This window comes from uncultured Nostoc sp. (genome assembly GCF_964245445.1).
Classification (GTDB): domain Bacteria; phylum Cyanobacteriota; class Cyanobacteriia; order Cyanobacteriales; family Nostocaceae; genus Nostoc.
The window spans coordinates 17,064-40,609 of record NZ_CAXTNE010000012.1 but is presented as its reverse complement, the minus strand read 5'-3'; the positions used below and the strand labels follow the sequence as shown (position 1 = coordinate 40,609).

The following is a 23,546-nucleotide window of genomic DNA, read 5'->3' as shown; positions in this document are numbered from 1 at the left end:
ACAATTCTTATACTCAAGACTCGTTCTCACCACTTAGCACTCGATAAACACTTGGTTGAGAAGCTTTAACTTTTATTTACTTAAACTTTACTCGGTTCCCACCCAAGAGTATGATGACTTCCTAGTTATGCAAATAAACAACTGTACAAGCCGCTTCGTTTTGTACAAAGAACTTTTTGTTTTGTAATAAAAGGAAACAACTCTATGCGACGATTGTTTGCTTTGATTTTAGCGATTTGTCTTTGGTTCAATTTTGCCCCCCCAGCAAAAGCTTTAGGGGCAAATTTGACACCGTGTAGGGACAATCCCGCTTTTCAACAGCTAGCAGCTAATGCCCGTAATACCACAGGTGACCCGGAATCAGGGATAAAGCGATTTGAGCGTTATTCTCAAGAGCTGTGTGGTCCTGAGGGTTATCCCCACTTGATTGTTGATGGTCGTTTAGATCATGCTGGTGACTTCCTAATTCCCAGCATTCTCTTCCTTTATATTGCTGGTTGGATTGGTTGGGTAGGTCGTGCTTACCTGCAAGCGATCAAGAAACAAGGCAGCAACGTGGAATTGAAAGAAGTAATCATTGAAGTGCCTTTGGCACTGCCAATTATGCTCTCAGGCTTTACTTGGCCTGTAGCAGCCGTAAAAGAATTTCTGTCTGGCGAATTAGTAGCTAAAGATACAGAAATTCCCATTTCGCCACGCTAACCCTTCCTGCAACTTTTGATTTATTTGGGAGAATGATTCATGCAACAGAATTATTTCGTGAAATATCTATCCTTGGGACCAGTTTTACTTTTTGTCAATTTGGTTTTTACAGCCGTTTTGTTGATTTTATTTAACAACTGGTTTCCTGACCTACTTTTCCACCCACTACCATAAGTTGAAGACAAAATTTGAAAATTTGTTAGCCGTTAGTTAGCAATTAACTAGTAACTACTAACTAAACTATTAACAAATTAATTCTTTGAAACTCGCGATCCTGAAACCAGCTTGCGAGTTTCAAAGTTTTGACAGCAGCTAAATTAATTTTTCTAAACTTATTACGCAAAAAACATCTTTAGCGACAATTATTATTAATATAAAAATGCCACCATTTTAAATTTAGAGGCGAACATAAAATATGGCACAAGCAGTAGATGCATCAAAGAATCTCCCCAGCGATCCCAGAAATCGGGAAGTTGTTTTTCCCGCATTCCGCGATCCGCAGAAGGGTAATCTAGAAACCCCGATTAATGCTTCTCCCTTAAGCAAGTGGTTCATTAATAACTTACCTGCTTATCGTCCAGGTCTTAGCGCTGGAAGACGTGCGCTAGAAATAGGAGCAGCTCATGGTTACTGGATATTTGGCCCCTTTGCCAAATTGGGCCCACTGCGGGATACAGCTAATGCTAACTTAGCTGGGTTACTATCAGCCATCGGCTTGATTGTTGTTCTTACCGCAGGCCTATCCCTGTACGCGAATAGCAATCCGCCCAAAGCACTTCCTAGTGTTACTGTACCCAATCTTCCAGCAGATGCTTTTAACTCTAAAGAAAGCTGGAACAATTTCGCCAGTTCTTTCTTAATTGGTGGAATTGGTGGTGCAGTAGTTGCTTACTTTTTGACTAGCAATCTGGGTCTAATTCAAGGTTTATTTGGTTAATTTAGAAATGAGGAGTTAGGAGTTTGGAGTTAGGAGTTTAAATTCATCACTTCTAACTCTTAACTCCTAACTTATTTAAACAGAACCGTTTCAATGTCATTTAAAGCAGTTTCAAAATCGTCATTAACGATTTGAATATCAAATTCATCTGCGGCTTGAATTTCTTCTTGGGCGCGGAGTAGACGACGGGCGATCGCTTCTTCAGAGTCTTGGGCGCGATCGCGTATCCGTTTCTCTAATTCATCAAAAGAAGGCGGTAAAATAAAAATGCTAAAGGCACTGGCGAAGGAAGTACGAATTTGTCTTGCTCCTTCTAACTCAATTTCTAGCACCACCAACTTACCAAAATGAATTTGGTTAAGTACAGCTTCACGGGGAGTGCCATAATAGTTCCCAGCAAATTCTGCCCATTCTAAAAATTCACCTTCAGTAAGTAATTGTTCAAACTTACTGCGGCTGATAAAGTAATAATCTTTGCCATCGATTTCTCCCGGACGGGGAGAACGAGTCGTCACGGATACGGAATAATAAAGTTCTGGATGACGTTTTAAAAGCGATCGCATTAAAGTGCCTTTACCGACCCCACTGGGTCCAGTTAAGACAATCAACCTGCCTAAATTTAAGCGTTCTTCGGTAGTAGCAATACTCTGGATAGGTAAAACTGGCATCATCCCTTCAACCTGTGAATCAATCAATAGATATTATTTATTAGTCTTGTGTTCCTGGCCAAGTCCACTAGTACCGCAAGGCGGAAGTCAAAAGTCAAAAGTCACGCCTACTTTAATTTTGGTCTTTCTGGCTGTAATAAAATAGTAGATTTATTTCCGCCGGATTGTACTAGAGACTAAAGAATTTGTAGCAAGGGTGACATAAAACTTGTCTAATTCACATAGTACTGCTGATGTGGTGCAAATAGAAGTGAGATTGTTATCCACTCCTAATCAATTATCTACAGTTTGATGCTCGCGGGAAATCACAAAGCGATTCGCTACAGTTTCCGGCTGAATCGCCGATAGAATTACGTGGCTGGAATCGGTAATAATTACAGCCCTAGTCCGCCGACCGTAAGTTGCATCAACCAGTTGACCCCTGTCCCGCGCATCGGTAATAATCCGCTTAATCGGGGCAGACTCTGGACTGACAATGGCAACTACTCGATTGGCAGACACGATGTTACCAAAACCGATATTGATTAACTGAATCTCCATAAAAAACTGACGCCAAACGCGGTTTGAGAAGCTTGAAGTAAACTTATTTACATGTTATCGCCAAAAAACAGGAGTCACAACGATTAAATTCAAGCCAGCCTTCGTTTTTACATAATGTCTGCTTTTTTTCCCTATTTATCAGCTATTTTTCCTCAATATCTTCCCATAGATACAGGCACAATTACACTGATACAAGCTAGGTAGGTGATGTATCTTATCAATAAATAAATGATGGTAAATAATCCACATCTAAAATTTGCTCAATGCTATAAGGGCAAGTTTGTGGAAAACAATTCAATCCACTTTTCTTTTTTGCTTGTCGTAGCGCATCAATGTAGACTTCTTCAAGCACCGTGAGCAGATAGTTGTAGAGGTTTTTAGATTGGTTAATTTACTGAGTTCCACTCGAAAATTATCAATTTCCACTTCCCAATGATTTTTACATTCAGGAAGACTCCAATGTTGATACAAAAGCAGATGTTTGAGAAGTTGCAGTAGATAATCGAGCTTGTGTTTGTGTTCATTACCTAATCTTTCAATCTCCTCAATCAAATGATCCCAATCAAGATGCTCTAAATCTCGTTTTTACAATTGTTTCAACGTAGTTTCTAACCACAAGTGATAATCCTGTTCATAAATAATTTGAGTGAGTATTTTAGACATTATTTAATATTCTCCTAATTGACGAAGATTTAGAATTAGGTTTTATTGACCAAAGAAGCAAGGGAGCAGGGAGGCTTTGCTGGGGAAAAGAATTTTGAAATTCCCCTGCGTTCATGGTTACAGAGCAAATAAATTTATTTATGTTCAAAGTAAAAATATTTATTTCGATAGCGCAGCGTTAGCGAGTCATCGAGCGTCGACGCAAAGCACGTTCGCCTTTAGCGTCTCGTAGAGAGAAATAATGTGTCCAAGTTTTCAGCAGTCCTAAATTTATGGGGTTCTTTCCCCTTGCCCCCTGCCCCTTTTCCTCTTCAATGACGTACACTTCCAGCTTGACAATCGCGTAACCAAGTTTTAACTGCTTGGGCAACAGTGCCGTTACTACTATCGCGTGGCGGAGATACTGGCTGCTGTGCTGAATAGGAACCAATTTGAGAAAACATCATTACTAAACGCCAACCAATTGTAGTTTTAGTCAACAATAGCCAGTGGAATTCCTGCAATTCTACTGCTTTCTTTCCTATGTACTGCCGCTCTAAGGTAGTAAAGAAAACTTGCTCAACTCCTGATGCAGAACTTTTAGAAACGTCTGCACTATATTCTTCAAGGTTAAGGGGTAGAGGAGTAAACTCAGGTCTTCCTGCCACTAGTATATAACTGTAAACATCACTGCTTCTTCTGAGGCGGCGGGCGCGTTGACTAGCGCGATTAGTATAACTAGGTAAATCTTGCAGTAGCTGTATAGTTAATGTTTCTAAATTTTGCTCAGAACACAAAGACTTCACCCCACCGTTGACATTTTCCTTTTCTGCTAGCGCAGAAGGTTTAGGGGTGAGGTTTATCGAGAACGCTGGGTAAGTAAAGCTATTTGATACTAAAACCCAGAAGCCACAAGCTAAAAGCAAACTATAATTTTTCTTTTTGAGCGAAGAGGTAAGATTGTTCTCCCCTACAGGCTGCACCCTATCCCCCAGCTTCTTACTGACTTTTAGCTTCATGCCACCGTGGTTAACTCCTCAGAAATCCTCTTCCAGGCTAACTCCGGCTCAGTAGCAGTAGTAATGGGACGCCCAATCACGAGATAATCTGCACCAGCAATGATTGCTTGTGCTGGGGTGAGCGATCGCTTTTGATCGCCTTTATCTGCCCAAGTAGGTCTAACCCCCGGACAAACAAGCAAAAAGTCATTTCCACAGGTTTGTCGTAGCTGTGCCACCTCTTGAGGCGAACAAACTACCCCATCCAAACCAGATTCCTGAGCCAGCAGGGCCATTTCTAGAGCATATTCTGGCAATTCTAGGGGTATTTTTAAATCAAATGCCAACTGCCTAGCAGAAATGCTCGTTAGCAGGGTAATCGCAATTAACTTTGGTTGTTGTACACCTGCTTTTGCAGCCCCTTCCTGTGCCGCCTCAGTTGCGGCTTTCAGGGCATCTCTACCAGCAGTAGCATGAATTGTCAGTAAATCTACTCCGTATGTAGCTGCACTACGGCAAGCACCAGCAACAGTATTGGGGATATCATCAAACTTTAAATCCAAGAAAATGCGCTTTTGCCGAGACTTTAACACTTCCAGAATTTTCGGACCAGTGCTGGTAAACAACTCTAAACCGACTTTCCACCAAACCACTTGCGGTAGCTGATCTATAAGAGCGATCGCAGCTTGTTCATCCGGGACATCCAAAGCCACAATAACTCGTTGTTCTACCTGTTCCCTATTCCCCATTCCCTACTCCCCACTCTCCATTTAAGGCACTAAGCGCACAAACTTATTTTTCCCAACTTGTAAAACCTTACCTTGTAACTGGGCGGGTTCAGCAAAAGTAGTATCAACATCGGTAATGCGATCGCCATCTAAGCGCACTCCACCTTCTTGAATTTTTCGCTTTCCTTCACCTGTACTTTTGCACAGACCAGTGACATTGAGAATATACGCTAACTTAGTGGGATGCGATACCTCAGCTAGAGAGAATTCTGGAACTGCACCTTCCTTTCCGCCGCTTTGGGCGGCTTCTTTAGCCTCTTGGGCTGCTTGTTCGCCGTGGTACTGTTTGACAACTTCCCATGCTAAAAGTGTCTGGCGATCGCGAGGATTTTCTGGCAGTTGATCCAAAGGTAAATCTGTCAACAGTTCAAAATACTCCTCCAGCAGATTATCGGGAACTCCTTGTAACTTCTGATATTTTTGCCCCGGATGTTCCGACAACCCAATATAATTACCTAAAGACTTGGACATTTTTTGCACTCCATCCGTGCCAATCAAAATCGGCAGCAGCATCCCAAACTGGGGCTTTTGACCAAAATGGCGTTGCAAATCTCTGCCTACAGCAATGTTAAATTTTTGATCAGTCCCTCCCAATTCCACATCTGCCTCAACGGCAACGGAATCAAAACCTTGCATTAACGGGTACAGGAACTCATGGATAAAAATTGGATTCTCTTTTCTATAGCGATCGGCAAATCCTTCCTTAGCCAACATCTGCCCCACCGTCATCGTCGAGAGTAACTCCAAAATTTTCTCTAAGTTTAGCCCAGAGAGCCATTCGGAGTTATAGCGCACCTCTAATCTTCCTGGTGTGTCAAAATCCAATATAGGACGTACTTGGTCGAGATAAGTCTGAGCATTTTGGGCTACATCTGCTTCTGTAAGCTGACGGCGCACTTCAGATTTACCTGTCGGGTCGCCAATGCGTGCTGTAAAATCGCCAATAATCAGAACTGCTATATGGCCTGCATCTTGAAACGCTCGCAGTTTCCGTACTGGTATGCTATGACCAAGATGAATATCAGTACCTGTAGGGTCAATGCCCAATTTGATCCTCAAAGGTTGGTTTGTAGTTAACAAGCGCTTTTCTAGAGTTTCACTGTTAACATCAGTTGGTTGTGGGAAAACTTCTACCACACCACGACGCAGCCAAGTTAAATCTTGCGTCATACTAGAAAATCCACTGTTAGCTATATTTTGCACACTATAAGTTAAGTTGGTTATATTCACTGGCAATTTATCCGCTTTCTCATCTGCCAAACTACTATAATTGCAAAAAATTAACCGCCTTGCTTCGTCCAATCAATTACAGTTAAATTTACAAGTGAGGAAGTGAAATCGCCGTGTCGTCTTCTAGGACTTTTGAAGATAAACAGCCACAACGTCGGGCTTCATCAGGTTTTGAGTTTTTGAAAGGAGTCGGTCAGGTAACTGGCGGTACTCTCCTCTCAATGACCATGCTGGCAAGTTCCATTGTAGCCGGAGGACTGGTTGGTTTAGCCATTAGTTTCCGCAATTTGCCAGATGTGAGACAGCTACGTAACTTCTTTCCCTCAGAAACAACTTACATCTATGACGTTAAGGGTAAACTTTTAACAAGTATCCACGGGGAAGCCAACCGGGAAGTCGTGCCCCTAGATAGAATTTCCCCGAATTTAAAACGGGCAGTATTAGCAAGTGAAGATAGCCACTTCTATGATCACCACGGTATCAACCCTACTGGTGTTGGCCGTGCTGTAGTAGTTAACGCTGTAGCAGGTGGAGTCAAAGAGGGCGGCTCTACTGTTACTATGCAATTGGTAAAAAATCTATTTTTGTCTCGCAAGCGTGCCTTTACCCGTAAGTTAGCAGAGGCTGTGCTAGCAATCCGGTTAGAACAAATTCTCACTAAAGACCAAATTTTAGAAATGTACCTCAATCAAGTTTATTGGGGTCATAACAATTATGGTGTACAAACCGCAGCCCGCAGTTACTTTAATAAGTCAGCAGAATATTTAAGCTTGGGTGAGTCAGCAATGATGGCGGGTTTGATCCAAGCACCAGAAGAATTCAGTCCGTTTGTGAGCATGAAGCTGGCAAAACAGAAACAAAAAGAAGTGCTAGGACGGATGCTGGAGTTGAACTGGATCAGCCAGTCAGAGTACGACAATGCCCTCAAACAAGAAATCAAACTTGGTAAAATCAAATCCTTTCAAGGTAGTGCCCTACCTTATGTAACCAATACCGTAGCGCAGGAGTTGGCTAAAAAGTTTGGGCGTGAAACACTGCTTAAAGGCGGGATGCGGGTACAAACTACGGTTGATGCCAACTTCCAAATCATGGCAGAGGAAACCGTCACTAAGTGGCATAAAACCCTTCTGGAGCAAGGATTATCTAAAAATCAAATGGCCCTGGTGGCGATTGATCCGCGTACACATTTTATCAAAGCACTGGTGGGCGGTATCGATCCTAAGACCAGTGAATTCAATCGTGCAACTCAAGCTCAACGCCAGCCCGGATCTTCTTTTAAACCGTTTGTATATTACACTGCTTTTGCTACTGGTAAATATGGGCCAGACTCAACGGTGGTAGATGCTCCAGTTAGCTATCGAGATGGTAATGGTTGGTACTTTCCTAGAAATTATGATGGCGGTTTTAGGGGAGCGATGCCAATCCGCACAGCTTTAGCCCAATCGCGCAACATTCCCGTGATCAAGGTTGGTAAGGCTGTGGGGATGAATAGAGTTATAGAAACTTGTCGTACCTTGGGCATTATGAGTCCAATGGAACCTGTGACTTCTTTGCCGCTTGGTGCAATTGGCGTCACACCTTTGGAAATGGCTAGTGCTTATGCTACCTTTGCTAATTATGGTTGGCAATCTCCACCAACTGTAATTGCCCGTGTCACCGATAGTAGTGGTAACGTGTTGCTAGACAATACCCCTAAACCACGGTTAGTTCTCGATCCTTGGGCCTCAGCAGCAATTATTGATGTGATGCGATCGGTAATTTCTGAAGGTACAGGTAAAGGTGCTGCTATCGGTCGCCCAGCCGCAGGTAAGACGGGAACAACATCATCAGAAAAAGATATTTGGTTTGTTGGCACTGTACCACAACTAACAACTGCTGTTTGGGTGGGGAGAGACGACAACAGACAATTAGCTGACCATGCAACAGGTGGTGTTATGGTTGCTCCCATCTGGAAAGACTTTATGGAAAAGGCACTTAAGAACACACCAGTAGAAAACTTCAAGCCACCTTCCCAGTTTTCTCGGCCTAAGTCAAATTAAAGTTAGGAGTGATAAGTTATGAGTTATGAGTTTATTGAGAACTCCTAACTCCTAACTTTTGTTAGACTTGTTTTTCTAGCTCGGCTTTCATCCGTTCTAAAGTGAGGTGCATTTGGTCAAACATTTGCTGTGGAGTGACACCGAACTGACCTAATTGTGTTTTCAGTTGTTCTACTGTCATTTGTGCCATGAAATCTTCTGATAGCTCGAAGCGCTTCATAAAGATGCGATATCGATCCATCATGGCTTCCATTTGCTCAATAAATAGCTTTTTGCCATCGCGGTCAAATTTGCCGTAATTATTACCAAGCTTGATTAGTGCTTGATAATCCTCAAACAGCTGTTTTGCTTCTTGCTGAATTATCTCAGAATCGAAGAATCCCATATTGCTTATATTAAACTGAGTGTCCAGACTCAGGAGCTTAATAGTTTTACTTCTATTATTATTTTAGTCTAGGAGAGTAATCTAGTAACGAAGCTTCGGTTTTAGTACGGTTTGTTACCGAAATTTCAACACTTGACTTGAGAACCTTTCTTTTGAGTAAAGCGACTTAATAAAGCCGCAATACTCATAGCTTTAACCATTGATTTAGGATTGGTGTTTTTACCAGATTGAATTTTCACTTCGGGAGCGTATTTCAAAGCTAGTGAATTTTGCGGGTTCAGTTTTAATGCTTGATGGATGTAAACCCTGGCCATCCCGATAAATTCCTGTTTGAGATGTACCAAACCTAATAAGGCATAATAGTCGCTGTTATTTGGCTCTAATTTGATCGCATCGCGCAATTCTTGCACGGCTAGGGGCCACTTGGCTAATTTGACGTACTCAATAGCTCGCTGGTAGTGACGTTGAGCGTAGTTTGTCAAAACTGGTTTGACATCAGTTTTTTCATTTAATGTTAATTCAACTGGCTTAACTTCTACCTCAGAGAGGATGCTAACAGCTTTTTGTGTTGATTGTATGTCTGGTTTATGTAACCGTAAGTATACTAAATTCAGTGTATTAATTTGTTGCGTCACCTGATAAAACTGATCTAATGATTTGTATTGATCTTCTGCATAGCAGGCGATCGCTTCTTCGTAAAACAATTCTGCTTGGGGTGTAGACATTTCCATAATTTTCTGAGCTAGGGCACTTTGAGAAGACAAAGGCTTCTCCTCTAAAGCAAATGCAAGCGATCGCAGCATAGCGATCGCCATCAAGCGCTTCTGTGGATGTTTCAGTTGTTCATAAGCTGGATTGATTAAATGGCTAAATATTGCCGTTGCTAATTCTTGGTCTGTATTGCAGTTTTTGGCATGGCGATCGGGATGTAAGAGCTTCGCTAAAGTGTGATAGCGTTTTAAAATCTGGCGATCGTCAGCAATTACAGAAATTCCTAGCACAGCGTAAGGATCACAAAGCTGTTCAAGCCATTTTGCCGGTAGGAAGGTCTGTGACATAGCAGTAATAAAGCTGTTAAAAACTTAAAATTAGCATCAAAGCTCAATGCACGGTCATGTAAAACTTACTCAAATTTCTGCAATTACTAAATTATGTCTAAGAATTCCCATCTAAAAGTCTGAAAGGCAAGGCAAGATAGTTGACTGTCTGATTGTAGGAACTGTGGTATTGGTATATTTATTAGAAATATGTTGACTAAGCGCAAAAGTCGAAGTGTTGCAGCTGTTTTAGCTTTTTCCGGCACGCTGACAATTTCAGGATTACATAAATTCTATCTGGGACAGCCACTGTGGGGTGTTTTGTATGTGTTGCTTTCCTGGACGCCGATCCCCAGAGTAGCTAGTGCCATTGAGGGAGTTTGGTATTTAGCTCAAAATGAAGAAGCTTTTGATCGTAATTTTAATCTAGGCAAGTCAGCAACAAGAAACTCACAAAAGGTGAGTAATCAGGTAGGAGCGATCGCTGAGGCAATGCGTGAATTAGATGCTTTGCGCCAGGATGGACTAATTTCAGAGTATGAATTTGAGCAAAAGCGCCGCCAATTGCTAGACCAGATTTCTTGAGGTAAGCGACAACATGAATAACTGGCTACCTTTGAACCCCAAGCTGCAAAAACTCCGAGCCAAGCTCCTCAACGATCCCTACTATCGCCTACAATCTGGGGAAGAAATTCAGATAGCGGCTAAATTAGGTATTCGCATTGATGCTAATCAAGCGACTGTAGATGATTGGTTACGCTTACCAGGTTTGTCAATTCACCAAGCGCGATCGCTTGTAGAACTTTCGCATTCTGGTGTTAAATTTTACTGTATTGAAGATATCGCTGCGGCTTTGGCTGTACCAGCACCGCGCCTGGAGCCATTAAAACCTCTGCTGAATTTTATTTACTATGATCGCGAATCTCTAGAAAGTCCGATCCATTTAGTCAATCCAAATACAGCAACAGTTGAAAATTTAGCCCAAATTCCATTTATAGATTTGTCTCTAGCACAAGCAGTGGTTCAAAATCGGCAATCAGCCGGGCCTTATCGTAACCTGGCTGATTTCCAACGGCGTTTGCAGTTACCTGGTGATGCGATTGCTCAACTAATGTATTATTTGAGATTTTAAGTTAAAAGTTAGAAATTTTAAAATAACTCCTAACTCAGCAAATTTTAGATTTTGAATTTTCGATTGAAGAAAAAATCTAAAATCCAAAATTGATTAAATGAACCCAATACGATCAAGAGGCCAAAAGCGAAACGCTGCTCGACCAATGATATTTTCTTTGGGTAAAAAGCCCCAATAACGAGAGTCATTACTATCGTTGCGGTTATCTCCCATGACAAAAAATTCATCCTCTGGAACTTTCACTGGTCGATATGGCTGATTTGGGGGTTCAGCGATATAGTCTTCTGTTAAGGGTTGACCGTTGAGATAAACTTTCCCAGAAGCAACACTAATTACCTCACCAGGCTGGCCAATAACCCGCTTGATGAAGGCTTGGTCTTTGGGATATCCTCGACGTTGTAGTTCTGCGGGTGGCTGAAAAACAATAATATCCCCAGTTATGGGAGGGTGAAAATGGTAGGATATTTTTTCAACTACCAAGCGATCGCCTGTATGTAAGGTAGGCAGCATCGAATCAGAAGGTATATAGCGGGGTTCGGCGATAAAAGTCCTGATTAAAAATGCCAAACACAATGCGATCGCAATTAAAATCAGATTTTCTTGCCAACTACGCCATACTTTTAACGACGCACGCTCTTCTTTTGCATCACTTTCGTGAGGAATCATAAAAGTTTCTAGCCAGTTTAAGAAGTGGAACAAATACCTTGATTATTTTGACTCAAAAGGTATACTAATAAACATGATGGATTCTGCATAAATCCATACTAAATATTAAATAATATAATTATCGCATCTACTAAAAACAAGCAAAACTACTGTAAATCAACTATGAGCTGTCTAAGGCAATATAAGCTGATGATTAGGATTTTTAGATAAATAATTAAAAATCTTAATTCTAATTGTTGCAATTATAAGGCAAGTTATGAGATGATTTTCAATTTTGCTTCCTACTGCTAAAAAAGCAGTTACCGATTGGTAGAGCGATACAGCCAGTCGGTTTTTTCTTTGAGCAGAAAATTGCTAATTGAATGGCAAATACAGTTTAGGGACTTCCAACAAACAAATTACTCAATCTTGTGGGGTGGGCGACACGAGCGCCCGTAGCCCAAGGCGGGCTTTTCGGTTTACCCCACAACAAAGAGTCAAGTATTTTTTTATTTGGAAATCCCTTAGCGAATGCCTTAAATATAGTAATCCGATTTGATTGCGTGAAAAAATCTAAGTATATGTAGTGGCGTAGCACAGCTAAATTAGAGCAATAAATTTTGTAGGTTGGGTCGTTTGGCTCAACATCGCACAGTGGAGCATGAGATCCAATACCCCGATGAACGTTAGGTTTCACGTTGCATCATTTTATCTATATCACGCGAATACGTGTATTTCAAAAATCTTGCATATTCTGAATTTTACGTCAACTGATTCTACTGAATTTTTATTTCAGTATATATATATACTGTATAACTACTGTTTTAACAGTTTGGCTATAAAGATATGAATAAATTGCGTAATTTTACTGTGACAGTATATACTAGATTGTACTATTAATAATATATAAATCTCCCTTACTATCAAGAAGAAGATTAACAGACAAAAAGCTACTAGTAATTTAGGCTTAAGTATCAGCATCAAAAACAGAGTTAAGCTGCTGATAAAATCATTTTTGCTGAATGATTTAAAAGTATCTAGATTAACGAATAAATGCCCCTTGGCAATGAGAAACTATATTTAATCAATTTTCGTCTGTCTATTTCATAGAAAGTTCAAGGCAACATTCTGTAAGTTAAAAATTTAACTTTTTCTTAAAAAGGAAGAAATGGCGGCAGGCAGTAAGATATATCTTATCAAGAATAGAGCTAATAGTTTATTAGACTCTTTTCTGACAGATACCCTGCTCCTTGTAAGTAGTTTTGTATGTTAATTAAATAATTTACTCAGCTACAACTTATACAGCTTTCCTGTAAGAAAGTCTTGCTATAAAAACTTCAGCCCACAAAAAATGCAAATTGTAGGCGTGACAGTTGAGCTACATCTTTTTTGCAAAGTTATAAAACTTAAAAGGATACGCTGCCTTAACCGTGAGTGAAAGACAGAAACTAATTTAGAACTCTGATAAAGAGGATTATGAGGTGTCATTAGTTATTTGATTGCGCTCCTTCTTAGAGCTAGCGGTCAGAATGGGGAAGTTCAGACCTCGCCTTTTATAAATGGATTGACATTAAACAGTATCAAGTATTGTATAAGCGTTCGTCCAAATCTAGAGAATCTAGATTTCAGTTAAAGCTGTATAAGTGAATTTTCATTAGTCCCAATTCTAATTTTCAGAATCACCAGAAAGCCGCTGGTATCTAAGATATCTAAAAAAATGTGCTATAACGTACCGTCATAACGTGGTTGATGGTTCGATATTTGAAGGAGCTATAAGGTGGAAAACAATAAGTCGTTTCTGTGGCCAGAAGGAATATTAATTGCACTGCTTGCCTTATGTGGTGTTTTTAGCCTTGCTTTCATGATGCTTCTAAGGCCAAATCCTTCAAAGGCTCAGAGTAGACAGAGTATAAATGTCAAGGATGTAGCTGCAAACGCTGGAACTCAGCAGCGCATTGAGAAATTAAAAGCGGCAATGCTTACAAGTTGGCAGCAAGAAGCACAAGTAAAGGGACTAGCCTACTCTCTACCATCACGTTTTCAAGGGGCAATAATTAACGCTGCAAAACTTACTAAAGGAGAGAAAGTAATTGCTCTCACCTTTGATGATGGCCCTTGGCCACAGACTACAGTGCAAGTGCTAGATATTCTGAAATCAAATAATATCAAAGGGACGTTTTTTGTCGTTGGGCAGAACCTAAAAAATTATCCAGAATTAGGAAAGCAAATTGTAACTCAAGGTCACGTCATTGCCAACCATACTTGGCATCACTGGTATCACTTCTTTAATCAACAAGCAGCTGCTTTTGAAATTGATCGCACAACAGACCTAATTTATCAAGTTACAGGGGCTAAAACAAATCTCTTCCGACCGCCTGGTGGCATCCTACACAATGGATTAGCTGCTTATGCTAAAGGCCAAAAATATACTGTGGTGATGTGGTCTGCTGACTCCACAGACTATAAGTTGCCAACTGTACCAAAGTTGATAAATAACGTCATTAAAGATTCAAAACCTGGTGGTATTGTACTAATGCATGATGGTGGTGGTAACCGTTCCAGAACTGTGCAAGCTTTACCAGAAATTATTAGCAACTTTAGAAAGCAAGGCTATCGCTTTGTTACTATTCCAGAGCTTTTAGAAATGGAAGATGCAGACCAAAAGTTGATTGCTAAGAAAAAGTAATAATTATTAATTACAAGTAATTAGTTAATAGTAATATTTACCGATAGTCTGGTACTTCGTGCGATTGCTCGACAAGATTCACATTTGTTAGTTATCCATTTTTCTCCACCTCTACAAATCATTATTATTTTTATCTCGTTGGATAAAATTTCCTTGCCTAAGAGCAACCGAGCTATCGGTTAACCTCATTTTTCTTAACAATCTTGGAAAGCTTGTTTGATAAGTATCTTAAACACTAAAGTTTCAGATATACTTGACCAATTAGTTCTTAGTTTTATCGCTAAAATTATATTTTTATTGAGAATGAATAACGAACGGATAAAGTTTAGAAAAGACGAGAGCGATCGCTCTTGGAAATGGTTCTTCCGTTAATAGTGGCACCACATCGGATGCTATTACTAGGAACTTAACTTCAGACACCTACTATGCAAGGGTTTCGTCCTTCCTCGGTACTAATAATACCAATTACACTGTGATAGTAGAGTCTGTTTTCTGAAAAAATGTAACCGTTCACACTCCTTCCCACCTCTCAACAAGAAATCAAGGTTTTCGCAGATTTTGCCGGGGAGTGAATAATTGTTTAAGAATAAAGTTTATATTTTTAAACAATTAGGCTTATACCTCAAGGGTATTTTGCTTATTCGGGGTACGAGAACCATTGTCACAGGAAAACGGGTTTAGCGTTATTACATGAATACTAGGAAAGTTTTTTGGCGCTGAAAACCTTGTTTTATCAAAAGGCAGGCCGGAAAGCCCGCCTCACCACGAAAGGCAGAGGGCAGAAGGCAGAAGGCACAAGGAATGTCTCATGCCCTCTGCCCACGACTGAAAGGAGTAAGGGTATGAAGAACCGGACATATCTTCGATTTGGGAGCAACGAAATTGGTCGGGGATTGTGACCCCGACCAACTGGTTCTTTCTGCCCTCTGCCCTCTGCCTCCTGCCTTCTTGAAAAGATTGGATAATTTATTTGTTGGAAGTCTCTTAATGACTGCTTACTAAACTGAACTCAGTTGTTTTTTGTTCAGGATTGGCTTCTGGACTATCAGCTTCAGAAGGCGGAACTAACTGCCAAAATTTTGGCAAAAATTCTTGCCAGTTTTGCAGAATTTTCTTCGCTTTTGGTGAACCAGTGCGTTCCGCATGAGTTTTGATTAACTCTTGCAGTTGTTTTGCGCCTGCTTCTGTAATCACCCGTTGGATTTTGACAATTTCCGGGTTGACTAACTCACAAAATGAGTCATTTTCATCTAAGAAGTATGCCAGTCCACCAGTCATTCCAGCTGCTACGTTACGTCCTACTTTGCCGAGGACGACAATCACACCACCAGTCATGTATTCACAGCAGTGATCCCCAGCGCCTTCAATCACTGCTATGGCTTTAGAGTTTCTCACAGCAAAGCGTTCTCCTGCTAAACCGTTGGCAAATAACATGCCACCAGTTGCACCATAGAGGCACGTATTGCCAACTATCACGTTTTGTGATGCGTTATAGGTAGCATCAGTTGGGGGTTTGATGATGATTTCACCACCGTGCATTCCTTTCCCTACGTAGTCGTTTGCCTCTCCTGCCAAAGTCAAAATTATACCAGGGAGGTTGAACGCACCAAAGCTTTGCCCAACACTACCTGTGAAATTGAGATTAATTTGTCCTTCAAAATCGCTATCACCGTATTGAGAAGCGATCGCTCCCGCTAATCTTGTGCCTACTGTTCTGTCAGTATTGATAATAGGGTAAGTCTTAGTAACAGTGGATTGATTCCTAATAGCAGTCTGAATTTCGGGATCGGCAAGCAATTTGTCATCCAAAACTATGCCGTTGCTGTGGACTTCTTCATGCACCAACCAGCCACGATTTTCTCTGGTATCTGGTAGCTGAAGTAAACAGTCCAGGTTCAGTGATTGCGTTTTGGTGAGTTTTGCCTCTGGGCGCAGTTTCAACAAATCTGCACGTCCAATGATTTCTGACAAAGAACGGTAGCCAAGTCGGGCTAACAAACTACGCACTTCTTCGGCGATGAAGTAGAAGAAGTTAACAACTTGTTCCGGCATTCCCGTAAACCGCTTGCGGAGTTCTTCTTTTTGAGTAGCAACACCCACAGGGCAGGTGTTCATGTGGCAAACTCGCGCCATGATACAGCCTTCAGCAATCATGGCGATGGAGCCGAAACCGAATTCTTCACCGCCCATCAATGCACCTATTACCACATCCCAGCCACTCTTGAGTCCGCCATCTACGCGCAAAATCACGCGATCGCGCAGGCTATTTTCCATCAAGACGCGATGCACTTCACTTAAACCGAGTTCCCAAGGTGAACCAGCATGTTTAATCGAACTTAGTGGCGATGCACCTGTACCACCATCATGTCCAGAAATCTGGATAATATCAGCGTTTGCCTTAGCTACACCAGCTGCGATCGTGCCAATGCCGACTTCTGCAACTAGTTTCACCGACACCTTGGCTTTGGGATTAATTTGGTGCAGATCAAAAATCAGTTGCGCTAAGTCTTCAATAGAATAGATATCGTGGTGCGGTGGCGGCGAAATCAATGTGACACCTGGCTTGGAGCGCCTTAACATCGCAATGTATTGGCTCACCTTGGGTCCTGGTAGCTGTCCACCTTCCCCAGGTTTAGCACCTTGGGCAATTTTGATTTCAATTTGTTTGGCGTTGACTAGGTACGCTGGCGTGACACCAAAGCGTCCTGATGCAACTTGCTTGATAGCACTATAGGCTTGATCACCATTCCGCAATCCTTTTAAATGAGGTAAGGTTGGCGAGTGACCCAACTCGTCTACATCATCTAAAACTGTATAGCGCACTGAGTCTTCGCCGCCTTCTCCAGAGTTAGATTTACCGCCAATGCGATTCATGGCGATCGCTAAAGTTTCATGGGCTTCTCTTGACAAAGCACCTAAAGACATGCCACCGGTGCAGAAGCGCTTAACAATCTCAGATACCGACTCCACTTCTTCTATAGGAACCAGGGGGCGATCGCCTTCAAAGTCCAACAAGTCACGTAAGGCTGTTACTGGTCTACCTTGGAGATGCTTTTTATAAACTTCGTAGTGGTCGTAGTTTTCGCCATCTAAAGCCTTATGCAGCGCCTTAACCATTTCTGGGCTATTCATGTGGTACTCGCCGCCAGGACGGTACTGCACAAAGCCCAGGTTTTGTAACTTATTGGCCGTTACTTCTGGGAAAGCTTTGCAGTGGAAGGAAAGCACTTCATCAGCTAGTTCGCTAACACTCAAACCACCGATACGGGAAGTCGTACCACGGAATCCCAGTTCGATTAAATCTCCACCAATGCCAATAGCTTCAAAGATTTGGGCTGCTTGATAGCTGGAGAGCAGAGAAATTCCCATTTTGGAGAGAATTTTTAGCAAACCTGACTCTACTGCTTTGCGATAGTTTCCTAAAACTTGTTCTAGGGTGAGAGTTGGAATTTTTTCTACACCCATTAACTTTTGAGTTTTGGGATCAGACCACCAATCACGCACTGTATCCAAAGCCATATAGGGGCAAACTGCACCAGCACCGTAGCCAATAAGACAAGCAAAGTGATGAGTACTCCAGCATTGAGCAGTATTGACAATTAGGGATGTTTTCATTCGCAGCCCTTCCCGAATCAGGTGATGATGTACAGCACCCACTGCTAATAGGGGAGGAATGTATGTATCTTCTGGGCTGATACCGTCATTTGCCTTATCGTTTAAGATTAAAATCTTTGCACCTGCACGGACTGATTCAGCTGCTTGTGCTTGTAAAGATTGGACTGCGGCCTTTAATCCTTCAGGACCGATAGCGATCGCAAATCGGGTTGACAACTCAGCCGTGGCAAATCCTGACAGCTTAATTGCCTCTAACTCACCATCCGTTAACACTGGCGATTCAAGTTTCAATCTCCGAGCATATTCTGGCTTGGGTTCTAATAAGTTACCCCGTTCACCCAGTTCGACTTTCAGAGACATCACTAGCTTTTCCCGTAGGGGATCAATTGCCGGGTTCGTCACCTGAGCAAAGCGCTGTTTGAAATAGTCATACAGCAGGTGGGGTTTTGTTGACAGCACTGCTAAAGGAATATCATCTCCCATGCAGAAAGTCGGCTCCGAACCTGCGATCGCCATTGAATGAATCACCATTTCTACATCTTCTATGGTGTAGCCAAAGGCAGTTTGCAGCTGAAGCAATGTTTGCTTGTCAATTGTCACTTGTCCTTTGCCATTGGCATTTGCTAATGACGGATGACCAATGACCCTTTCGGGGTTCGCCAATCGCTCATGGGGGAGACCCCCAGACGCTCGTTCGCTCTTAGCGTCTCCCCTTGGGAGAAGACCGCGTTGGCTTACCAATGACTTTAATTCTTGACGGTACTGTTGCAGCCATTCACCATAAGGGTGCTGCTTGGCAATGCGTTGCTTAATCTCCCAATTCTTCAAGACTTCATGATTTATTAAATCTACGGCAATCATTTGTCCTGGTCCTAGTCTACCTTTCTCGACAATATCGGCTTCTGGAAAGTCCACTACACCAGCTTCCGAAGCTACTACAATGTAGTCATCTTTGGTAATCACGTAGCGAGCTGGTCTTAAGCCATTACGATCTAGAGTTGCACCAACTTTTTTGCCATCACTAAATACTAGAAGTGCTGGCCCGTCCCACGCTTCTTGCAAGCCACTGTAATATTCGTAGAAATCAACAATTTCTGCATAATCAGCTAAAGAAGGCTGATTTTGGTAAGCCTCTGGAACCATAATCATTAAAGCTTCCAAGGGGCTGCGTCCAGAACACACGAGCAATTCCAGCACATTGTCTAGGGTAGCTGAGTCGCTGTTATCAATATGAACTAATGGCTTGAGTTCCTTGATGCGATCGCCCCATACAGGATGATTCAGGCTAGCTTCTCGTGCCATCATCCAGTTGATGTTACCCAACAAAGTATTGATTTCGCCGTTGTGACCCAAAAGCCGCATTGGTTGAGCTAGTGGCCACTTGGGCATCGTGTTGGTACTAAAGCGGCGGTGATAGACAGCAAAGGCGCTTTTGTAAGCTGGATTCTTTAAATCGTCATAAAAGCTGCCCAATACGGCAGAACGCACCATGCCTTTATAGACAATTGTGCGGCTTGACAACGAGCAGATATAAAATTCTTCTGAGATGTTGGTTGCAACTTTACTAATTCGGCGGCGGGTAATGTACAACTGCCGTTCTAATTCATCGCCGTTTTTGTCAACAGAAGCTAACAAAATTTGTTCAATCTGGGGTTGATTTTCTCTTGCTTGTACCCCAAGTAAATCAGGTTGCACTGGCACAACTCGCCAACCAAGTACAGTGAATTTTTCTTCAGCAGCTACTTGCTCAACTGCCGTCCTAGCTTTTTGCGCTGCTTCCTGGTCTTGTGGTAGAAAGATCATCCCAACAGCTATATTATTGATGGATGGAAATTCCTTTCCACTTTCGGCAAACTCTTGTTGGAACAACTCCCAAGGGATAGCTGTCAATACCCCAGCACCATCACCAGAATCTTGATCGGCGCTACAACCTCCCCGGTGTTCTAAGCAGGTTAAAGCAGCTAAGGCTTTTTCGACAATTTCGTGGCTGGTATGATTTTGGCGATGAGCAATAAAACCCACACCACAGGCATCTCGTTCCTCTACTAACCACTTTTGCCCCTGATAGGTATCTTTTGAGTTGATATTCGCTGTGATTTGTTGGTTTTGATTCATCGGTTTATTATTCATACCCTGTTCCTGAAGTATTGAGTTACCAATTTTGCCACTACGTTATGGGAAAAAAATTCTAAATTCAGCGATGGAAAAATATACAAGCACCGAAATTTAGGGAAAAAAAATTTTAACTTCGGTTTTACTTTGTTAGTTCACCCGTGTTAAAATTTTTGCGTATTTTTTATGTATTTATGCGCTGTTAGACAACTTACCTCCGCCAAGACATCATTTTTGCCCTGACAGTTTCTTTTTTATATTGTGAAGCTAAATATTTTCTCAATTCCCTTTTCCAGATGCACGCTAGCTACTCATAGAGCCTATTTCGGCTCACCTGAAACAAAACTAAAACTGAACGCTGTACTATTTTTTAAAGCCAAAGTCAAAATAATTCGTAATTGATCGTGAGGATCGAGGACTGGCTCTAAGCGTTGGCGTAGCGTCTCCCCTTCTCCCAAAGGGAGAGGCTAACGCCAAAAGAGAAGAGAGGGCTTTAAGCTACGCTACCTTAATTCGTAGTTGCAATCACTGGGGGGTTTTACCCTCCATTGTCTTGTTAACCACTAAATCCTTAATTTAGTGTGGGCTGCTGTACCCTTTTAATTACGAATTACGAATTAGTAATTATTTAGTTATCCCGATCCAGCAATAAAATCAGCGTATTACAATATATACCCATTTGACAATTCCCAAATCCAAATATCGTTGTTGTCTAGAGTTTTGCCGCTTACCAGTTGGCACATGTATTACTATTAACTAGACCTTACTGAATTAGCAACGTTCAGTTAGGATTAAATATCTTAATCCAGTTTTGATTATCAAAACTACCGTATATAGTGTGGTTAGAATTAGTGCCAGTTAAAACACTTGATTGCAGTGGCTTTAGCGTCTAAATAAATTGATTGGCGTTTAAAAGATATGAATAGCCAATATATAGAATAGCATGTTTTTCCCAAAACAAACTCATGTTTTTTTTATATTTCCAAATAATTAGTTAGTTTATACCTTGGTTGATAGTTTTCAAAAAAACCTAGTAAATTATGGTAAAAATGTCGAATTCTTGCCAATCAGGGAATGGCGATCGCAAAGCCCGCCGTTCGCGTAGCGTCTCGCAGAGAAGGCATCGCAGATTTTTCCGGGCTACTGTGTCACCAATATTTTTAATAACACTATGCTTAACTACTACCTGTGCTGCCAACGCCCAGGAGTCCCCAAAAAACGCCCAATCAATACCCAGGCTCATCTCACAGTCACCTGCACCTGCTTTAATAGGCGTAGTATCCTCTGGTAATCAAATTTCCCTCAATGGTCGTACTCTACCAGGAACTTGGTTACAGCGACCTGGAAAAGCTGGTCGGATTACAACTCATCTGAGTGATGGGGCATTTAGGCAGTTAATTGGAGTAAATTTCTTAAACAGTAGTAACTCAGCAAGGCAACCGATACAGTGGTTTTCATCGGTGACAAAGCCACTGGTTTTATCCACCAAGCTACTAGGAGCATATCGCTATTTGGATATTAGCAATTTTGCTCAAACATCTGGATGGGAAATCCGAACCAATGGCAACATTTTGGTAATTGCTACCCCAAAAGCACAAATTACAAATATTGTTCAGAGCCAGGAACATCCAGAGGCGAGTGCCCCTTTGCAACAGACTCGGATTCTTGTTGATTTAGATCGTCCAACTCCCTGGCAAGTTGTACAAGGGTCAATTATTAAAAAAATTGAAACTCCATCGCCCGATCCAGACACACCAACCCCAAAATCCACTGTACCGCCAAATAGAGTGTGGACAATTACCCTGGATGGAATAGCCGATCCCCTTTTGATAGAACGCTATACCCCCCAGCCACCAGCAGTACCAGCAACACCACCAACATTGCTGCCAAACTTGCTCAAACAATTATTACCAGTTACACCAACACAACCAATACCACCGGCACCGGCCCCAACCCCTGAACCACTGATTCAACAAGTGGAGGTGGTGAAAAATCAAACCATAATTAGTCTGAGCATTCCCTTCGGTCTATCGCCTCAAGTTAGTACCGTAGATAACCCCAATCGCCTGATTATTGATATTCGACCCGATCCCCTAGAAGAAAGAGATATTACTTGGGCCCCAGGATTGCGTTGGCGACAGCATTATGTCAACTTAGGCACTGAACGCTTTCCAGTGATTTGGTTAGAAGTTAATCCCCATAAATTTGGGCTAACGCTGAAACCTATGTGGGCTAGTCCTGATGGGCTTGCGGGTACTGCTCCCTTAATTCAAACAGCACAACGTTACTTAGCAGTAGCTGGAATTAACGGTGGTTATTTCAACCGCAATAACAGATTCCCCTTGGGTGCAATTCGTCGGGATGGTCAGTGGTTATCAGGCCCGATTCTCAACCGGGGTGCGATCGCTTGGAATGATTCTGGCCAATTTTACTTCGGTCGTCTCACCTTAGAAGAAACTTTAATTACAGCAAATGACCAGCGCCTACCAATTCTGTTTCTTAATAGCGGCTACGTCCAGAGTGGCATTGCTCGTTACACCCCAGCTTGGGGATCAACTTATACGCCCTTGACGGATAACGAAATTATCCTAGTGGTGGAGAAAGACCAAATTACTCAACAGTTACCAGGCGGCAAAGTTGGTGAGACGGCCGTTCCCATTCCCCAGGATGGCTACCTACTTACCTTACGCGCCAACGCTGCTAGTGCTGCCTCACAGCTACCTATTGGAACCGCAGTAAGCATTTCTAGCGCCACTACTTCGACTGATTTTAGTCGTTATCCCCACATTATTGGAGCCGGACCGCTATTAGTCCAAAATCGTCAAATTGTCCTTGATGCCAAAAGCGAAAAATTCAGCAATGCCTTTATTGCCGAAAAAGCTATTCGTAGCGGTATTTGTACAACAGCAACAGGCACATTAATGATTACTGCTGTCCATAATCGTCCAGGGGGTTATGGCCCTAATTTGGCAGAACATGCCCAACTGATGCAACAGATGGGCTGTGTGGATGCCTTAAATTTAGACGGTGGTAGTTCTACCAGCCTTTACTTAGGAGGACAACTACTTGATCGCTCGCCTAGTACTGCTGCTCGTGTTCATAATGGAATTGGTATTTTCCTGCAACCACGAAAATGAAGGAATAGGGAAAAACTCAATCCCCAGTCCCCAATCCCAGTCCCCAATCACTTTTTAAAGATTAGAACAAGCTATCATTTTGCTTGATGAAGACTTGGTGTAGATGCAAGAGTTTTAGTAGTGATGATTTACACCGTCACGTTTGATTTTGCTATCTTTATCAAGGTGCAACAAAATTACTGATTTCCAACGTTGCAAGATAGCGCCAGATTTTTTATCAATAGTAAGAGTATCAACGGTTTGTTATGTCTTC

At 42.0% G+C, this 23,546-nt stretch carries 17 protein-coding genes and 1 pseudogene; 8 read left to right on the top strand and 10 right to left on the bottom strand.

Translation table 11 applies throughout. From position 1 onward, the window contains the following. Positions 1 to 204: 204 nt before the first annotated feature. From ACFE90_RS03710 to ACFE90_RS03700, 3 genes are all read left to right on the top strand, one after another. Positions 205 to 702 (top strand): Photosystem I reaction center subunit III, encoded by a 498-nt coding sequence (locus ACFE90_RS03710; protein WP_375497833.1) that lies wholly within the window; start codon positions 205 to 207, stop codon positions 700 to 702. A gap of 39 nt (positions 703 to 741) precedes the next feature. Continuing rightward, positions 742 to 876 carry a Photosystem I reaction center subunit IX gene (locus tag ACFE90_RS03705; protein ID WP_335084304.1) on the top strand — a complete coding sequence of 45 codons (135 nt, stop codon included), beginning with the start codon at positions 742 to 744 and terminating at the stop codon, positions 874 to 876. Positions 877 to 1,117: 241 nt separating this feature from the next. Beyond that, positions 1,118 to 1,639: a photosystem I reaction center protein subunit XI gene (locus tag ACFE90_RS03700; protein ID WP_375497831.1), complete on the top strand. Its 522-nt coding sequence runs from the start codon at positions 1,118 to 1,120 to the stop codon at positions 1,637 to 1,639. A 71-nt stretch (positions 1,640 to 1,710) separates the two neighbouring features. Here the strand turns inward: ACFE90_RS03700 and gmk are convergent, their stop codons facing one another. The 6 genes and pseudogenes from gmk to tyrS all read right to left on the bottom strand — a co-directional run bounded on the left by gmk (position 1,711) and on the right by tyrS (position 6,505). Then, complete coding sequence (gmk, locus tag ACFE90_RS03695; protein WP_375497864.1) at positions 1,711 to 2,310, bottom strand: guanylate kinase; 600 nt, start codon at positions 2,308 to 2,310, stop codon at positions 1,711 to 1,713. Between the two features lie 270 nt (positions 2,311 to 2,580). Further along, positions 2,581 to 2,847: an extracellular matrix/biofilm regulator RemA gene (gene remA, locus ACFE90_RS03690; RefSeq protein ID WP_109011161.1), complete on the bottom strand. Its 267-nt coding sequence runs from the start codon at positions 2,845 to 2,847 to the stop codon at positions 2,581 to 2,583. A 217-nt stretch (positions 2,848 to 3,064) separates the two neighbouring features. Continuing rightward, positions 3,065 to 3,417, bottom strand: a pseudogene (locus ACFE90_RS03685) (DUF29 domain-containing protein); the annotation flags it as partial. A 404-nt stretch (positions 3,418 to 3,821) separates the two neighbouring features. Beyond that, positions 3,822 to 4,508, bottom strand: coding sequence for a hypothetical protein (locus tag ACFE90_RS03680; protein ID WP_375497829.1), 687 nt, complete (start codon positions 4,506 to 4,508; stop codon positions 3,822 to 3,824). Beyond that, positions 4,505 to 5,236, bottom strand: a complete 732-nt coding sequence (gene pyrF / locus ACFE90_RS03675) for an orotidine-5'-phosphate decarboxylase (RefSeq protein ID WP_375497827.1) — start codon at positions 5,234 to 5,236, stop codon at positions 4,505 to 4,507. Before pyrF ends, ACFE90_RS03680 begins: the two co-directional genes overlap by 4 nt. A 21-nt stretch (positions 5,237 to 5,257) precedes the next feature. Continuing rightward, the gene (gene tyrS, locus ACFE90_RS03670) at positions 5,258 to 6,505 is read right to left on the bottom strand and encodes a tyrosine--tRNA ligase (RefSeq protein WP_375497825.1); all 1,248 of its coding nucleotides are present in this window, start codon (positions 6,503 to 6,505) and stop codon (positions 5,258 to 5,260) included. Between the two features lie 113 nt (positions 6,506 to 6,618). On the opposite strand from tyrS, the gene ACFE90_RS03665 reads away from it, so the two are divergent. Further along, the gene (locus ACFE90_RS03665) at positions 6,619 to 8,544 is read left to right on the top strand and encodes a transglycosylase domain-containing protein (RefSeq protein ID WP_375497823.1); all 1,926 of its coding nucleotides are present in this window, start codon (positions 6,619 to 6,621) and stop codon (positions 8,542 to 8,544) included. A 61-nt stretch (positions 8,545 to 8,605) separates the two neighbouring features. Here ACFE90_RS03665 and ACFE90_RS03660 read toward each other — a convergent pair whose 3' ends face one another. Together ACFE90_RS03660 and ACFE90_RS03655 are read right to left on the bottom strand one after the other, a co-directional pair. After that, entirely contained in the window at positions 8,606 to 8,929 is a 324-nt protein-coding gene (locus ACFE90_RS03660; RefSeq protein ID WP_100899846.1) for a DUF1825 family protein, read from the bottom strand. A gap of 125 nt (positions 8,930 to 9,054) precedes the next feature. Further along, positions 9,055 to 9,987, bottom strand: a complete 933-nt coding sequence (locus ACFE90_RS03655; RefSeq protein WP_375497821.1) for a DnaJ domain-containing protein — start codon at positions 9,985 to 9,987, stop codon at positions 9,055 to 9,057. A 189-nt stretch (positions 9,988 to 10,176) separates the two neighbouring features. Between ACFE90_RS03655 and ACFE90_RS03650 the strand changes: the two genes are divergently transcribed. Beyond that, a complete protein-coding gene (locus ACFE90_RS03650) occupies positions 10,177 to 10,551 on the top strand; it encodes an NINE protein (RefSeq protein WP_375497819.1) in 375 nt (124 codons plus the stop codon). A 13-nt stretch (positions 10,552 to 10,564) separates the two neighbouring features. Next, on the top strand, positions 10,565 to 11,098 hold the full coding sequence (locus ACFE90_RS03645) for a helix-hairpin-helix domain-containing protein (protein ID WP_375497817.1): 534 nt from the start codon (positions 10,565 to 10,567) through the stop codon (positions 11,096 to 11,098). 93 nt (positions 11,099 to 11,191) lie between these two features. Here the strand turns inward: ACFE90_RS03645 and lepB are convergent, their stop codons facing one another. Further along, positions 11,192 to 11,764, bottom strand: a complete 573-nt coding sequence (gene lepB / locus ACFE90_RS03640; RefSeq protein WP_375497815.1) for a signal peptidase I — start codon at positions 11,762 to 11,764, stop codon at positions 11,192 to 11,194. A gap of 1,756 nt (positions 11,765 to 13,520) precedes the next feature. Between lepB and ACFE90_RS03635 the strand changes: the two genes are divergently transcribed. Continuing rightward, a complete protein-coding gene (locus tag ACFE90_RS03635) occupies positions 13,521 to 14,429 on the top strand; it encodes a polysaccharide deacetylase family protein (RefSeq protein WP_375497813.1) in 909 nt (302 codons plus the stop codon). A 984-nt stretch (positions 14,430 to 15,413) separates the two neighbouring features. Here the strand turns inward: ACFE90_RS03635 and ACFE90_RS03630 are convergent. Then, positions 15,414 to 20,174 (bottom strand): glutamate synthase-related protein, encoded by a 4,761-nt coding sequence (locus ACFE90_RS03630; RefSeq protein WP_375497811.1) that lies wholly within the window; start codon positions 20,172 to 20,174, stop codon positions 15,414 to 15,416. Positions 20,175 to 21,196: 1,022 nt separating this feature from the next. On the opposite strand from ACFE90_RS03630, the gene ACFE90_RS03625 reads away from it, so the two are divergent. After that, positions 21,197 to 23,293 carry a phosphodiester glycosidase family protein gene (locus ACFE90_RS03625; RefSeq protein ID WP_375497809.1) on the top strand — a complete coding sequence of 699 codons (2,097 nt, stop codon included), beginning with the start codon at positions 21,197 to 21,199 and terminating at the stop codon, positions 23,291 to 23,293. The last annotated feature ends 253 nt before the right edge of the window (positions 23,294 to 23,546 follow it).

Excerpts from the sequence above, each read along its gene's own strand:
- lepB (WP_375497815.1), bottom strand. The coding sequence starts at position 11,764 with ATGATTCCTCACGAAAGTGATGCAAAAGAAGAGCGTGCGTCGTTAAAA.
- ACFE90_RS03645 (WP_375497817.1), top strand. The coding sequence starts at position 10,565 with ATGAATAACTGGCTACCTTTGAACCCCAAGCTGCAAAAACTCCGAGCC.
- ACFE90_RS03700 (WP_375497831.1), top strand. The coding sequence starts at position 1,118 with ATGGCACAAGCAGTAGATGCATCAAAGAATCTCCCCAGCGATCCCAGA.
- gmk (WP_375497864.1), bottom strand. The coding sequence starts at position 2,310 with ATGATGCCAGTTTTACCTATCCAGAGTATTGCTACTACCGAAGAACGC.
- ACFE90_RS03655 (WP_375497821.1), bottom strand. The coding sequence starts at position 9,987 with ATGTCACAGACCTTCCTACCGGCAAAATGGCTTGAACAGCTTTGTGAT.
- ACFE90_RS03630 (WP_375497811.1), bottom strand. The coding sequence starts at position 20,174 with ATGAATAATAAACCGATGAATCAAAACCAACAAATCACAGCGAATATC.
- ACFE90_RS03650 (WP_375497819.1), top strand. The coding sequence starts at position 10,177 with ATGTTGACTAAGCGCAAAAGTCGAAGTGTTGCAGCTGTTTTAGCTTTT.
- ACFE90_RS03625 (WP_375497809.1), top strand. The coding sequence starts at position 21,197 with ATGGTAAAAATGTCGAATTCTTGCCAATCAGGGAATGGCGATCGCAAA.
- ACFE90_RS03680 (WP_375497829.1), bottom strand. The coding sequence starts at position 4,508 with ATGAAGCTAAAAGTCAGTAAGAAGCTGGGGGATAGGGTGCAGCCTGTA.
- ACFE90_RS03705 (WP_335084304.1), top strand. The coding sequence starts at position 742 with ATGCAACAGAATTATTTCGTGAAATATCTATCCTTGGGACCAGTTTTA.
- pyrF (WP_375497827.1), bottom strand. The coding sequence starts at position 5,236 with ATGGGGAATAGGGAACAGGTAGAACAACGAGTTATTGTGGCTTTGGAT.
- remA (WP_109011161.1), bottom strand. The coding sequence starts at position 2,847 with ATGGAGATTCAGTTAATCAATATCGGTTTTGGTAACATCGTGTCTGCC.
- ACFE90_RS03710 (WP_375497833.1), top strand. The coding sequence starts at position 205 with ATGCGACGATTGTTTGCTTTGATTTTAGCGATTTGTCTTTGGTTCAAT.
- ACFE90_RS03660 (WP_100899846.1), bottom strand. The coding sequence starts at position 8,929 with ATGGGATTCTTCGATTCTGAGATAATTCAGCAAGAAGCAAAACAGCTG.